This is a genomic window from Acinetobacter johnsonii, assembly GCF_048551975.1.
Lineage (GTDB): Bacteria > Pseudomonadota > Gammaproteobacteria > Pseudomonadales > Moraxellaceae > Acinetobacter > Acinetobacter johnsonii_A.
On sequence record NZ_JBIMCF010000014.1, the window covers coordinates 1 to 14,295 of the forward strand.

At 40.1% G+C, this 14,295-nt stretch carries 11 protein-coding genes; 5 read left to right on the top strand and 6 right to left on the bottom strand.

Features of this window, described 5'->3' with window-relative positions:
• Nucleotides 1-103: 103 nt before the first annotated feature.
• Nucleotides 104-2,713, bottom strand: a complete 2,610-nt coding sequence (gene pepN / locus ACG9ZB_RS11210; RefSeq protein WP_419325842.1) for an aminopeptidase N — start codon at nt 2,711-2,713, stop codon at nt 104-106.
• A gap of 423 nt (nt 2,714-3,136) precedes the next feature.
• On the opposite strand from pepN, the gene ACG9ZB_RS11215 reads away from it, so the two are divergent.
• The 3 genes from ACG9ZB_RS11215 (at nt 3,137) to thiM (ending at nt 5,624) form a co-directional block, all read left to right on the top strand.
• Nucleotides 3,137-3,394 carry a hypothetical protein gene (locus ACG9ZB_RS11215; RefSeq protein WP_419325843.1) on the top strand — a complete coding sequence of 86 codons (258 nt, stop codon included), beginning with the start codon at nt 3,137-3,139 and terminating at the stop codon, nt 3,392-3,394.
• Nucleotides 3,395-3,579: 185 nt separating this feature from the next.
• Entirely contained in the window at nt 3,580-4,737 is a 1,158-nt protein-coding gene (locus ACG9ZB_RS11220; protein ID WP_419325845.1) for a hypothetical protein, read from the top strand.
• A gap of 11 nt (nt 4,738-4,748) precedes the next feature.
• Nucleotides 4,749-5,624, top strand: a complete 876-nt coding sequence (gene thiM, locus ACG9ZB_RS11225; protein ID WP_419325847.1) for a hydroxyethylthiazole kinase — start codon at nt 4,749-4,751, stop codon at nt 5,622-5,624.
• Nucleotides 5,625-5,648: 24 nt separating this feature from the next.
• Here thiM and ACG9ZB_RS11230 read toward each other — a convergent pair whose 3' ends face one another.
• Both ACG9ZB_RS11230 and ACG9ZB_RS11235 read right to left on the bottom strand, forming a co-directional pair.
• Nucleotides 5,649-6,380, bottom strand: a complete 732-nt coding sequence (locus tag ACG9ZB_RS11230) for a hypothetical protein (RefSeq protein WP_419325848.1) — start codon at nt 6,378-6,380, stop codon at nt 5,649-5,651.
• A gap of 243 nt (nt 6,381-6,623) precedes the next feature.
• Nucleotides 6,624-8,150 (bottom strand): TerC family protein, encoded by a 1,527-nt coding sequence (locus ACG9ZB_RS11235; protein ID WP_419325850.1) that lies wholly within the window; start codon nt 8,148-8,150, stop codon nt 6,624-6,626.
• A 538-nt stretch (nt 8,151-8,688) separates the two neighbouring features.
• Between ACG9ZB_RS11235 and ACG9ZB_RS11240 the strand changes: the two genes are divergently transcribed.
• Together ACG9ZB_RS11240 and ACG9ZB_RS11245 are read left to right on the top strand one after the other, a co-directional pair.
• Entirely contained in the window at nt 8,689-9,006 is a 318-nt protein-coding gene (locus ACG9ZB_RS11240; protein ID WP_419325851.1) for a hypothetical protein, read from the top strand.
• 153 nt (nt 9,007-9,159) lie between these two features.
• A complete protein-coding gene (locus ACG9ZB_RS11245; RefSeq protein ID WP_004696885.1) occupies nt 9,160-9,624 on the top strand; it encodes a MarR family winged helix-turn-helix transcriptional regulator in 465 nt (154 codons plus the stop codon).
• 5 nt (nt 9,625-9,629) lie between these two features.
• Here ACG9ZB_RS11245 and ACG9ZB_RS11250 read toward each other — a convergent pair whose 3' ends face one another.
• The 3 genes from ACG9ZB_RS11250 to zapE all read right to left on the bottom strand — a co-directional run bounded on the left by ACG9ZB_RS11250 (nt 9,630) and on the right by zapE (nt 14,228).
• Nucleotides 9,630-10,292, bottom strand: a complete 663-nt coding sequence (locus ACG9ZB_RS11250) for an SOS response-associated peptidase family protein (protein WP_419325852.1) — start codon at nt 10,290-10,292, stop codon at nt 9,630-9,632.
• Nucleotides 10,293-10,551: 259 nt separating this feature from the next.
• Nucleotides 10,552-12,714, bottom strand: a complete 2,163-nt coding sequence (locus ACG9ZB_RS11255; protein ID WP_419325854.1) for a malate synthase G — start codon at nt 12,712-12,714, stop codon at nt 10,552-10,554.
• A gap of 362 nt (nt 12,715-13,076) precedes the next feature.
• The gene (gene zapE, locus ACG9ZB_RS11260) at nt 13,077-14,228 is read right to left on the bottom strand and encodes a cell division protein ZapE (RefSeq protein ID WP_419325855.1); all 1,152 of its coding nucleotides are present in this window, start codon (nt 14,226-14,228) and stop codon (nt 13,077-13,079) included.
• Between the last annotated feature and the right edge of the window lie 67 nt (nt 14,229-14,295).

Here is a 14,295-nt window from a genome sequence, read left to right on the forward strand (position 1 = left end):
GAACACCCCGAATCAGATGTATGAGCAAACTAAAACCGAGCTAATTGCTTAACTCGGTTTGAAGTGGAATACTGTCAATCTATTTCAGGACAAGACAGATCAGTTAAATACTTAACATACTGCTTAAAGTTTCACTGACATTTTTAGATTTCACTTGTGGTTTTAAAGCCTCAAGCTTTGCTTTTACTTCGCTACGCTGTGGCTCTGCCAATGTGTACCAACGTGACAAAACTTGAAGTAAACGAGACCCAACTATTGGGTTTTTCTCATCTAAATATTTTGCCAGCCCAATGAAGTGATCCACACCAAAACTCCATGTGTTCACTGGGTTTGCATTTAAGCCGCCACTCACTGAACGAATGCGGTTCGGTACGCCCAAATCATAATCGACATGAGAAGTGAGGTATTGAATGGTTTCCGTTGTAGCACAAGGATGTGCCGCTTGAAGTGTGAACCACTGATCTAGTGACAAAGCCTCATCTTTAAAACGTAGATAAAAATCACGTAAAGCAGCTTCTGCTTGCGGTGCATCATTCCACACTAAAACACGTAATGCACCTAAACGCTCAGACATATTGCCTGTAGCTTCATATTGCTGATATGCCAGTTCAAAAGCGGTTTCATCACCTTGACGTGTCATCATACTGAGCATGATGTTTTTCAGCGCACGGACTCCCATGGCTTGTGAAAACTCTTTTTGCATATCTGGGTCTAAAGCCAAATACGTTTCTTTACAAAACGCCCCTAGCTCACGTGCCAGTTTTTCAATTAAAGCATTACGCTGTTCTTGGATCTTCGCAGGTTCGTAGTCAGTGTCGATACGACTACCCAAATAACCTTCACTTGGCACATCAAATAAACGTGATGCCAAGAGTGGATCTTGTTTAACAAAATCTGGCAGTGTGTTTTTAATGGCTTGAATATAAATATGCGCATCATGACCATTGAGTAAAATACGCTCAAGCAGTGTTTGCGTTGCTTGCCATTGGTTAAAACCATTGGTTTCGTATTGAATCAGGAACGCCAACTCTTCATCGGTATAGTTAAATTCTAAGTTGACGGGCGCAGAAAAATTACGCAGTAATGACACGACAGGTTTCGTACTTAAACCACTAAACACAATGCTGGCTTGGTCTTGGTCAAAAAGATACACACCATCTTTGACTGCATTTTCAAATAAACTGTCTGAGTTTAAAACCAATTGCTCACCTGTTGCAGCATCGAACAGTGCTAAAGCGACAGGAATTGGAACAGCTTGTAGGTTCGGATACTTAGGATGTGCTTTTAAACTTTGCTTAAAGTTTAAAGTATAGGTTTGTGCCGCAGCATCATAATGACCTTCCGCTTCTAACTTTGGTGTACCCGGTTGGTTATACCACGTTAAGAAGTTGGACAAATCTACGCCTGAACCTGCGGTTAAAGCGGCTACCCAGTCTTCAACTGTCACGGCTTGACCATCATGGCGTTCAAAGTATTCATCGGTTCCTTTACGGAATTTTTCTTTGCCTAATAAGGTTGCCATCATGCGGTTAATTTCCGCACCTTTTTCGTAGACCGTTGCAGTATAAAAGTTATTGATTTCCACAAAATGGTCTGGACGCGGTGGATGAGACAACGGGCCTGAATCTTCTGGGAACTGATGCGCTTTGAGTACCGCAACGTCATCAATACGTTGAACCCCAGCAGACTGCAAATCTTCTGAGAAAGATTGATCACGGAAAACCGTTAAGCCTTCTTTTAAACACAATTGGAACCAATCACGGCAAGTAATGCGGTTACCTGTCCAGTTATGGAAGTATTCATGGGCAATGACCGACTGTACACGCATAATCGCGGCATCTGTCGTGTATTCTTCATCCGCCAAAACACATGATGTGTTAAAAATGTTGAGACCTTTATTTTCCATCGCCCCCATGTTGAAAGCACTGGTAGCCACAATCATATAGTTGTCTAAATCATAGGGACGACCATAGTGTTCTTCATCCCAACGCATTGAATGCTTTAAGGCTTCCATTGCAATATGACATTTCGGAATATCTTTTTCTTCGGCATAAATTTCTAAAGCCACATCACGGCCTTCCGAGGTCACATAACGGTCTTTTAAAACAGCCAAATCACCAATCACACAAGCAAACAAATACGCTGGTTTTTTGGTTGGATCTTGCCAAATGGTATAGTGACGACCTTCGCCTGCCTCGCCCGCTTCAATCAAGTTACCATTGGCAAGGAGCACTGGATATTTTTTGTCAGCTTCTACACGTGTGGTAAAGACTGAAAGGACATCAGGACGGTCCGGGTAAAAGGTAATTTTACGGAAACCTTCAGGCTCATTTTGGGTAACAAACAAATCTGATGCCGCTTGATATAGGCCTTCAAGTTGTGTATTTGACTCAGGATGAATGATCACCGATGTCTCAAGCTTGATCTGATTTGGTGCATTACGAATCACCAACTGCTCTGCATCAAGCACATATTGCTCTTGGCTAAGTTGCTGACCATTCAGGACTAAGCTTTTCAGCTCTAAATCACGCCCAAGTAAAACCAAATCACCCTCAGTTTGGCGCGTCAGATCCAGTACAGCATCAACTTGGCTATGCTCATCATAGACTTGAATATCGAGGTGAATGCTGTCTACTAAAAAAGATGGTTTTTGATAGTCTTTTAAATAGACGGTTTGATCTGCTTCAATAATTGGATTTGCCGCAATATTCATGTCATGTCCTAATGCTATTGGTCTACAGCTTTATATTGTGTATGTTTTGATCATACGACAAGTTTGCCATACTGTCTGTGTATGTTGAATGATATTTATATGGGCACTTTGAACAAGCTTTTCAATTCTATTGTTCTTATCCCGCGCATATGACTGCACCAAGTGAATAAGAAACAGACAACTCCTCACATCGTGCCGTGCTTGTCTAGCAATATTTGCACCAGCCTTTAGACTTGCACAGTGCCATTAGCTCTCTACCATTCAAACGCTGAGAAACTTAAAGACATCGATAAGATATAAAGACAGCTCTTTTCAAATATCCAACTTAATTTTCAAATCGGCTACATTTTGTGCACAGTTTTTGCTTGTATCCAAATATGCATAGCGCATGATGAAACTTAAGCAAAATAAAAGAGGTGTGAGATGTACTTAAAAGACCATATCGTCCGCGTCGAAAATATAAAAATGCTGCAAGCAATGCATGCTGCAAAAATTGATCATAAAGTCATTGCACTGTTCATGAGCTGTGAAGGAATGCCTTTACAAGCCCACGATGTCAGCAGCATTCTAAATCACTACGACACAATAGGGAGTAAAAAGTTGCCGAGCAAAAAAGTTCAAGCCATGATTGAAGCTAAAAAACTAGGTATGGACGATGAATCTCTACCTTGCCCCGTTTAAATTCTACTTCTACAAAAAATACGGCACATGCCGTATTTTTTCGTCCTATATTCGCCACTGCATTGCTTCACCCGTAGAGGGTTTACAAAGCACCTCTGCTTGTTCAATTACACTGCAATTTACAACGCCTTTCCGAAATTTTAGCGTGTATAATTTGAGAAAATCCTGAGTTTCAAATTCATCTTATGTCGCTTCAAATTTTGCACAAACAACTTGATGAAAGCACGCCTTGTCCACTTTGTCAGGCGGCCATGTTTTGGGTGGATGCTGAACAATACGACAAAGAAATTAACTTTCATGAATGTAGCCACTGCCAACATCGTGTTTTTAGCAATTCAAATCTAAATTGCCACTGCGACAGTTGTTTAGCCCAGCGCAAAAAAATATTGAAAGAAACTCGTCAGCAAGAACAGCGTAAAACCAAAACCAAGGACATTTATGAGTTTGAACTGGGTCAACTCAGTTTTATGCATAAATTATTTTTATTGGCCCTGTTAGATGACTACGCACAAGAACATACACAACATCAAGAGTTTATTGATTGGGAACAGATCAAATATTTTAGTATCACCCCCAATTATCTGTTTCAAAATAGTCTCGTCAAACAACTGGTAAAAGAACAAATTCTCGTTGCCAAAGATTTTGCCAGTGAAGCCCATCAGTACTATATTAATGTGCGTTTGGACGGCTATTCTGAACCTAGCCTATTTAGTGTTACGCAGCAATTACGTTATTGGTTTTATGAAAATCTTAGCCTTGGTGTGCCTTTTAAGACCGCGGATGAAGTCAAAAATGCCTTGTACCAATTGCTCTATCAGGAAATTATCCAATTTATGCAGTTTTACTGCCGTACTTGGGGCATTCAAATTGCGGGAAATAACAGTTTCCAAGTGTTTTGTTATCGTTTACTCGATGTACTCGCAGTGGGACAAATTTATTATTTAATCCAAACTGCATTGGAGTATTTATATGAACGTAAAGCCTTACAACCCAGAAATGAAAACTTCATCAACACCAACTTATTGAAAAAAACTTTACAACAATACCGTGAACGCAGTGTGGCTGAAAAATGGGAAACTTCAACGTTACCTCGACCGCATAACTTACCATTCAGTAAAATGAGCGAAGTCTTATTTTTCCGCTTTTTAGGTTATGACGAAGCCATTTTCTTCCAACCTGTCTCTCGTTCATGGCAAAAAATTGAACCGCGTTTGAACTTCTACTCACAAAAACGCTGTATGTACTGCGGTTCAAATGAACTCACTGTAGATTATGATGCTGACCAATATGTGACTTTATTTTGTCGCAAATGTATGCATCAAGACCACTATTTCACCAAATAAGGGCATCCACTATGACCCAGCTTTTAGACCTGTCCTTGCTTAACACAAAACAATCAATTCAAGACCAAACCGATGTCTTGGTGGCATATGTTGCTGAAGCTTGGACTGCCCTGCAAACGCAACAACCTTTGGTGCAATGTATCACCAACAGTGTTGCTGCCAATTATGCAGCCAACGTTTTATTGGCTGCGGGTGCCTCACCTGCCATGATTGATAATCCCTTTGAGGCGGAAAGTTTCACCCACATTAGTGCAGCGCTCAGTATTAATCTAGGTATGCCAACCTCTGAACAAATGCAAGCCACGCAAATCTCGGCACAAACCGCGCAGCAGCAAAACATTCCGTGGGTATTAGACCCTGTAGGATATGGGCCATTTTTAAAATGGCGCTCTGAAATGGTGGATCAGCTGTTAGCTTTTCAACCCACGGTTATTCGTGGAAATGCATCTGAAATCAGCACACTTGCGGGAAACCAGAGCGAAACCAAAGGCGTTGACAGTACGGCAAGCAGTGCCGATGTCTACCATCAAGCAAAAACACTTTTAGCACAGGCTGAAGTCATTGCCATTTCTGGCGAGTCTGACTATATCCTTTCCAAACAACTTAATGTTGTAATCCAAGTCAATGGTGGTTCGCATTTACAACCCAAAATTACAGCTACGGGTTGTGCCCTTGGTGCATTAATTGCAGCCTATAGCGCAGTCACCAATCCTGTCATTGCAGCGCTGTCTGCGCATGTCCACTTTGCCATTGCTGGGCAGCTTGCTTATGCCCGAAGCCAAAGCACAGGAAGTTTTAATGTAGCGTTTATGGATCACATTCATCAAATGAAAGCTGAAACCATTTATGAATATGCGGATATACAGCTTATCCGTATCTCGGCCTAAATAAAGTATGGCGAGATTTTCTGCTTAAGCAACTTCTCGCCCTAAAAACACGTTCATTGCCGCTTCTAACAGAGTCAGCACATCTAATTTACAGATACACATTAAGCCCATGCCAATAAAATAATCAGGCGTATGTTGCATATAAAAGTTGATATGACGACTGCATCGATTTCGAAGCCGCATCAATTGTTCAGGCGTGGTCTGTGGCAGCACACAAGGATGCACAAACACATCATCACTGCGCTGTTGCACATTCACATGACGGTTTTGTATGAGATCAAGAACCTGTAAATAATCCTCAGGCATTGGCACTTCTGCACGCGGATAAAAGCGTTTTGAACGTGAAGCAAACAGCCGATATACTTTTGGCTGCATCAAACTCGAAACAAACCATAACTGACGCGTAGGATATTTTAAACGATAACCTAAGGTCACTCGAATTGCAGATAAGAGTGTTCTGTTTTGATTTCGGTACTCAGGTAAAAAAGCGGCACGCGAGCTAAGAATATATAAGGGTTGATGCGCTGTCTTAAGCTTCAATATAGCAATAATATTTTGCCCAACTATTTTTCCGCGATGATAAAAACGAATAATTGGTAATGCCACTACATCAGGGTTATATACTAATTGATGTAGTTCTTCTGGGATTGCATTTGGGAAAATTTGTCGATCAAAAGTTTCAAGCTCTTCAAATAGAACTTGTTTTTTCTCTATTGAAAGCTTTTTAAAATCAACGACCTTTTCCATAATTTGCATGAAGTGTTTCCATTCTTATTTTGATCACTTATTTTACTGTCATGGTCTAAATGCAATGCTTTGACGACCATAGGTATAGAAAAAATGTCTTCACCAAACCGATAACATCAAGGACCAAATGCGACAGCCCAATTGGGGGCATATAATAACTGCTTTTTATTTAGGTGCATAGCGCTTATTTTATAAGCAGAAAAAATGCCAGTGCGAAACTGACATTTTTCTCACAATCTATTTTTGCAATGATTAAGCATTACGATAGGTGATATTGACTGTCTTAATTCGATTTGAATCCAACTCAAGCACTTCAAAGTGAACACCACGGTAGTCCAGTTGAGTTCCAACCTGTACATCACCGTGGGTTTTATCTAGGATTAAACCAGCAACACTAATATAGCCCGCATCTTCTTCAACCAAATCGATCATCCCAAGTTCCAGTTCAAGCTGATATAAATCCAGCATGCCTGTCGCCTTCCACGTCTGATCATCAATCTTCACTAAATCAAGTTGCTCATCGGCATCGGGAAATTCACCAGCAATCGCTTCAAATACGTCAAGCGGTGAAACGAGTCCTTGCACATTACCAAACTCATCGCTCACCAAAACCAATGAACCTTTAGACGTTCTTAGCGTATTTATCGCATCAATGACTTTCATTTTTTCAAAAATGTAAATTGGGCGATGACGCTTGATCAGGTCTTTCAATTGCTGTTCATCATCTAAGACATCAAGCAATTCTTTGGCGCGCGCAATACTGATCACTTTATCCAAGCTACCGCGGCACACAGGAAATAAACTGTGCGGCACAGACAGTACCTGTTCACGAATTTTCTCAGGTGAATCATCAAGATTGACCCATGAAATTTGACTACGCGGTGTCATGATCGACGCGACCGAACGTTCAGCCAATGTCAGTACACCGCCAATCATATAACGCTCTTCATCCGCAAAAGTTTCTTGCGCTTTAAGCTGATCAGGATCTTCAGCTTGGAGCTTGCCACCCATGAGTTTCAAAATAGAATCCGCAGTACGGTGACGCAGTGGAATTTTCGCTTCATGTTTTGCCGCATTGCGCTCACCAAACTGGTTAAACGCCTCAATTGCAATGGCAACACCAATACCCGAATAGATATAACCTTTAGGAATGTGGAAGCCGAAACCTTCTGCAATCAGGCTGATACCAATCAACAATAAGAAGCTTAAACACAAGATGACCACAGTCGGATGACGGTTTACAAAAGTCATTAAGGGCTTCGATGCCAACAACATGACCACCATGGCAACCACCATAGCCACCATCATCACATTAATGTTGTCGACCATACCAATCGCGGTAATCACTGAATCCAGAGAGAATACCGCGTCAAGGATCACAATCTGTGCCACAACTGCGGTGAAACCCGCGTAGACCACATTGGTGGTCAGCTTAACTTCAGGCTTACCTTCAATTTTTTCATGCAATTCGATAACGGCTTTATAGACTAGGAATAAGCCACCAAATAAAAGAATCAGATCTCGCCCAGAGAATGTCCAATCTAAGACAGTAATCAGCGGTCGAGTCAACGTGACTAACCAAGTGATGATAAACAACAAGCCCAAGCGCATTAAAAGTGCAAGCGAAAGACCAATGACACGCGCTTTATTGCGTTGCTCAGGAGGAAGTTTTTCAGCCAAAATGGCAATAAAGACTAGGTTATCAATACCTAAAACAATTTCTAATATAATCAGCGTAAGTAAACTTACCCATATTCCCGGATCTAATAAAAATTCCATTATTTCATTACCCCAGAATTATGTTTCTGTTTTAAAAGCATAGAACTGCACGGCGACGGATCCATATTTGTGACCTGTTCAACTAAAGATGAAATAATTATGCCTGAGATGTTTGGCTTGTAATAATTTTTTTATGGTTTTTAACAAAATTTTAATATTCGACCACTTATTATGCAAAAAATACATAAAAATATCGAAATCACTGTTCGAAATTTTGTCACTTAATGCCAATTGTCGTATTCCATAAAGATTAGACGCCACGGTCATTTTTTAGTTTCTCTAATAAAAAACATCTTAAATAAAACTCAAATTATTGTTTTATTTAATTATTTATTTTAATAATAATTAAAAAATATCAATTCACTACATTTATGACTTCCATGAATGACACTTTTTGTTAAAAACACTAGTTCACAAATCCATTTTTTTCACTAAAATGAAACACGACCAACATTGTTGTAAAAGTGGTCAATTACCCAAACCAAGGATGCGCGGATTGACAATCCGATCAAAGTAATCGAAGACAGGATTCATCGCTATGAACAATAAAAAAGCATTGACCTTCAATAAGACGTCAAAAATGCTTGCCAATACTAGCTATGAAGGCGCATATCTGCATTTAGACTCCTCATTTGATCAGCATCAAATTAAAGTTGTGGTTTCGCATAATAACCAAAAGTTTGAAATGCACTTGCCTATCGTTCTACAGGACGGTGTTCCCATGGCTAAACTCTCTTTAGATTCTCACCAGAATGCTGAAGTCGAAGATGAAGTTGTACAATTTGCACAAAGCATTGTGAGCTTCCATCAAGATAAAGACGGCTATACCCAGTCTCATCTAAACAGCCACGCTTAACTTTTCTTGATTACTGGCCAAGGTTATCTATTAACAAATTTCGTTTATGGTGATAAATCCAGTAATTTTTTATTGATAAGTGTATGAGCGTTCACATAAAATGTGTTCAAATGATCTATAAAATAAAAATACGATTCACGGGGAATCCCTCACATGACCAAAAAGTACAGTAAGTTCCTACCAGGTTCTGAAGATTTTTCTTTAGAAAGTTTTCCATTTTACTGGGTAACGCAAGTACATGCACAGTATGTACTCAATGTCGATCACGCTTTAAAAAAGTATGGTTTAGATAACTCACGTCGTCGTATTTTACTGGCTCTAGACTCAAAGCCACATGCCAGTGTTTCTGATTTATCTGACATGGTGGTCTCTAAAATGTCGACAACCACCAAAATTGTCTATCGTTTAAAAGATGAAGGATTGGTTGAAACTTATTCTTGTGAAGACGATGCACGCATCACCCGCGTCCTTCTCACTGAAAAAGGTGTTGAAATGACCAATAAGATTAATGATCTCACCAGTGTTGTACTTGAGCAATCATTTGAAGGCTTAACACCTTTGCAAATTGAAAAAATGATGGAAAGCTTAAAACACGTATTTAAAAATTTAGCTCGCTAAACCGTTTAAAAGTCGAAAAAGTTGAGTTGGGGACTCTCTTTTTCGACTTTTATTTTTGGCACATGTGAACATTCAAACTCTTCAACAGGAAAGCCTTGTACAAAGGATTGAATATTTGATGATTTCCAGCTGAGCCACTCCTCTAAGCGTTCATGTGGAATCACGATCACTGAGCGCTTCACATCACCTGGCTCATGAAACTCCCGCATCATTGGATGGTCTATTGCATCCATCGTAAGCATGGTTGCTGAACGTACTACCTTGCCTGCTATACGACAAATTTCATATAGTGCGGCAACAAAAATAGCCTGCCCATCCTGTCGTCTGACACCCCATCTCTGCGGCTTTTGCTCTATATATTTTGACTCATAAAATTCAAAAACTGGGATTACCCCAAACTGATATTTGGAAGTGGCCTCAATAAAACTAGCCTTCTGCAAGAGTGTCTCACTTCGAGCATTATAGGTTTTGCTTGCAATACTCTTATCTTCTGCCCATTTCGGTATCAAACCAAAATGTACTTTCCGCCACTCAAAACCTATATTTGATTTGAACAATAAAGGCAACTCATAACCGGGATAGACCTCTTCGACATAATCAAAGGGAATTTCAGGTAGACTAAGCTGTTGTACTTGAGCAAGGGTTAGAGGTTTAAAATTAGCGCACATGGATTTTCATCCAATTTGATGATTAACAATAGTATGACGAGCTTTATATAGTGAATTGTATAAGGCTTTTATCCGCAGCGTCTAGTTGAAATACTGATTTAGCCCTAGGTTTAAGGCCATTCATAGCCTTGAGTAAGCCCAATTTAAAGATCACTATTACCCAAAATTAAATCAGTCTTATTGTTTTCCTCTATAGACATAGTAGGACTTATTCCAACCAATAAAAAAGCCTCCGAAGAGGCTTTTTTAGCTTTACAGATTAGTCACCTGTATAACCTTTTAACTTCAAGCGTGCAGCATGTAGAAGTGGTTCTGTATAACCTGATGGCTGCTCACCACCTTTAAACACAAGGTCATACGCTGCTTTGTATGCATAACCATCGAAGCTTGGCGCCATAGGGGTGTAAAGTGGATCGTTTGCGTTTTGCTCATCTACGATTTTCGCCATACGCTGCATCACTTCTTCAACTTGCGCAGCAGATACGATGCCATGACGTAACCAGTTTGCAACGTGTTGAGATGAAATACGTAAAGTTGCACGGTCTTCCATTAAACCCACGTTATTGATGTCTGGAACTTTCGAACAACCTACACCCAAGTCAACCCAACGCACAACATAACCCAAAATCCCTTGAAGATTATTTTCAAGCTCTTTGGTTTTCTCTTCTTCAGTCCAGTTGGTATCTGTCGCTAAAGGCGGTGTTAACAAATCATCTAATGATAAAGGCTGAGTATTCAATAATTCTTTTTGACGCTCAGACACGTTGCACTGGTGGTAGTGAATCGCGTGAATAACAGCACCAGATGGAGATGGAACCCATGCACAGCTTGCGCCCGCTTCTGGATGTTCAATCTTGGTTTTATACATGTCTAAAAGCATATCTGGTTTTGGCCACATGCCTTTACCAATTTGTGCTTTACCACGTAAGCCTGCTTGAAGACCGATCATCACGTTACGGTTTTCATATGCTGGGAACCAAATTTGTGATTTTACTTCGCCCTTGCGAACGAATGGACCTGCTTCCATAAAGGTATGGATTTCATCGCCTGTACGGTCCATGAAACCCGTGTTAATGAAGATCGTACGGTCTTTTGCTTGAGCAATACAGTTTTTCAAGTTTACAGAAGTACGACGCTCTTCATCCATGATACCGATTTTTAAGGTTTTTGCAGGCAGGCCTAGCGCTTGTTCTGAACGCTCAAACAACTCAACAGCAAAAGCAACTTCTTCAGGACCATGCATTTTTGGCTTAACGATGTACATTGAACCTTTACGAGAGTTCTTGTTTTCGTTTTCACCTTTAATGTCTGCAAAAGACAAAAGCGGAGTGATTAATGCATCCATGATACCTTCATAGATTTCAGCACCATCTACAAGAATCGCAGGGTTGGTCATGAGATGACCCACGTTACGAAGAAGCATCAATGAACGGCCATGAAGTTTCGTTTCACCGCCAATCAAGTTTTTGTGCGTACGGTCTTTATTCAAAGTACGCATAACGGATTTACCATTTTTCTCGATAGACTCTGAAAGCGTACCCTTCATCAAACCTAACCAGTTACGGTAGCCTTCAACTTTCTCTTCTGCATCTACAGCAGCGATCGAATCTTCTAAGTCTTGAATAGTCGTTACAGCAGCTTCAAGAACTAAATCTTTTACTCCAGCGGCATCTGTTTTACCAATTGGGCTGTTCGCATCAATTTCAATTACAACGTGTAGGCCGTTATTTAAAAGTACAATTTCTGTTGGAGCAGATTCTTCGCCATTAAAACCAACAAATTGTGCTTCTTTAGCCAAAGTAGATGTCGAACCGTCTTTTAACGTCACAACTAGCTTTTTGCCTTCAACTGCATATTTTGTCGCATCAGCATGCGAACCATTCGCTAACGGGAAGGTTTCATTTAAGAAGTTTTTAGCAAATGCAATAACTTTGTCGCCACGCACAGGGTTATAGCCTTTACCTTTTTCCGCGCCACCGTCTTCAGGGATCACGTCAAAACCGTAAAGTGCGTCGTATAAAGAGCCCCAACGCGCGTTTGCAGCATTTAAGCAGTAACGTGCATTACGCACAGGTACCACCAATTGCGCACCAGCCAATAATGCGATTTCTTCATCTACATTTTCTGTGCTGATTTGGAAATCTTCTACTTCTGGTACTAAGTAGCCAATTTCAGTAAGGAAAGCTTTGTAAGCTCCAAGTTCAAATTTGTTGTTGCGGTGCCATTCATCGATCTTCGCTTGAATGTCGTCACGCTTAGCCAATAGTGCTTTGTTCTTTGGGCTAAGATCGACAACGACTTGTTCAAAGTTTTTCCAGTAAGTTTCACTGTCCAAACCTGAACCTGGAAGTGCTTCATTTTCGATGAAATCGTAAAGTTCTTTAGCAATCGCTAACTTGCCTTTTTGAATACGTGCAGTCATTGTCTTTCCTGATATTGCTACTTTTTATACAAGAGATTCTAGTATACCGATTTAAACTTGGCTGAATAGTAATATCACCGTGCGAAATAGTGATCATTTTTTATTTAATAAAGTATACAAACTACCAAATAAAATACTGCTCAAGGCACAAGCATTATCAATTTACAAAATGCTCTTTAGTAGTTTATTAAGTTTTTGAAATGCCGAAATTAGACTTAAGTGCAGTTTTGTATGTTTATTACACTTAAAACCAATATTCTCCCTATTTTCAATCCTGATTAAGCCATGATTATTCAAAAAAGTCGATAAATTAATCGATGAAAATGCACATAAAAAAAGCACCCTTTTGGGTGCTTATATTTTTAAATTTCTTCTTGCTGTTTACTTACTTCAGCTTGTATCTGTCGATGCGCTTTATTCAAGTAATCATCTGATTGCATTTCCAATAAACGTGAACGCGTGCGTTCAATTTCAAAGGCTAATTTATCACCAGAGTACAAATCAATAATTGTATCTTCTGAGGTTAAAATCAGTTTTACCCCACGGTCATAAAACTCATCGACCAGATAAATAAAACGACGCGTGCCTTCAGAAAGATAGTCGGTCAAATGCGGAACATTACTCACCAACACCGTATTATAAATATTTGCAATTTCAATAAAGTCAGCAGGACTACGTGGTTTTAAACACAGCTCTGAATATTCACACCATAAAACATCTTCAGTATGCCCGACCGTTTCTACGATACGATTATTAATAATAATCGGCTCATCTGAAATGGTTTGAGTTTGTGTCAATGCGCTAAAACGCTGTGCGATCCAACGTTGGTGCTCATGTGTTAAAGGTGATTTAAAGAGTTGCGCTTGCTTTAAAACACGCAAACGATAGTCCACGCCTGCATCTACATTTAAAATCACACACTGCTGCTTCACCATTTCAATGGTTGGAATGAAACGATCACGGTGAATGCCGTTTTTATACAAACCATCTGGTGCAATGTTTGAGGTTGCCACCAAGGTAATGCCACGTGCAAAAAGCTTTTGGAACAAATCACTAAGAATCATGGCATCCGTCACATTCGAGACGAAGAACTCATCGAAACAAATGACCACTGCTTCTTTATAAATTTGATCCGCAACCGCATCTAAAGGGTTACGCTGACCTGAAAGCTTGTTGAGCTCACGATGTACATGTTGCATAAAATGGTGAAAGTGCATCCGTGTTTTACGACGAAATGGAATTGAATCATAAAACTGATCCATCAACCATGTTTTACCACGTCCTACACCACCCCACATATATACACCACGTGGAGAAGTTTGACGGCGGAAACGACGGAATGCTTTTTTAGATGCCTTAAAACGTTGAATTAATTCATGCCAAACGCGATCCAGCTCATGAACGGCCTGAGCTTGTGCCTCATCAGACATGAACTGCCCGGATGCTAAGGCTTGAGCATAACGCTCTGCAGGAGATAAAGGACTGAATGCGGTAGGTGAATTAAAATCTGACATATCATTTAATACTGTTTTTAGGCTATATCAATTATAGCGGAGTGGAAAAGTTAATATATAACACTTT

What these genes read in the sequence shown, in the direction of transcription:
- ACG9ZB_RS11230 (WP_419325848.1), bottom strand. Translation starts at nt 6,380, where the DNA reads ATGCAAATTATGGAAAAGGTCGTTGATTTTAAAAAGCTTTCAATAGAG.
- ACG9ZB_RS11250 (WP_419325852.1), bottom strand. Translation starts at nt 10,292, where the DNA reads ATGTGCGCTAATTTTAAACCTCTAACCCTTGCTCAAGTACAACAGCTT.
- ACG9ZB_RS11235 (WP_419325850.1), bottom strand. Translation starts at nt 8,150, where the DNA reads ATGGAATTTTTATTAGATCCGGGAATATGGGTAAGTTTACTTACGCTG.
- pepN (WP_419325842.1), bottom strand. Translation starts at nt 2,713, where the DNA reads ATGAATATTGCGGCAAATCCAATTATTGAAGCAGATCAAACCGTCTAT.
- ACG9ZB_RS11255 (WP_419325854.1), bottom strand. Translation starts at nt 12,714, where the DNA reads ATGACTGCACGTATTCAAAAAGGCAAGTTAGCGATTGCTAAAGAACTT.
- zapE (WP_419325855.1), bottom strand. Translation starts at nt 14,228, where the DNA reads ATGTCAGATTTTAATTCACCTACCGCATTCAGTCCTTTATCTCCTGCA.
- ACG9ZB_RS11215 (WP_419325843.1), top strand. Translation starts at nt 3,137, where the DNA reads ATGTACTTAAAAGACCATATCGTCCGCGTCGAAAATATAAAAATGCTG.
- ACG9ZB_RS11220 (WP_419325845.1), top strand. Translation starts at nt 3,580, where the DNA reads ATGTCGCTTCAAATTTTGCACAAACAACTTGATGAAAGCACGCCTTGT.
- ACG9ZB_RS11240 (WP_419325851.1), top strand. Translation starts at nt 8,689, where the DNA reads ATGAACAATAAAAAAGCATTGACCTTCAATAAGACGTCAAAAATGCTT.
- ACG9ZB_RS11245 (WP_004696885.1), top strand. Translation starts at nt 9,160, where the DNA reads ATGACCAAAAAGTACAGTAAGTTCCTACCAGGTTCTGAAGATTTTTCT.
- thiM (WP_419325847.1), top strand. Translation starts at nt 4,749, where the DNA reads ATGACCCAGCTTTTAGACCTGTCCTTGCTTAACACAAAACAATCAATT.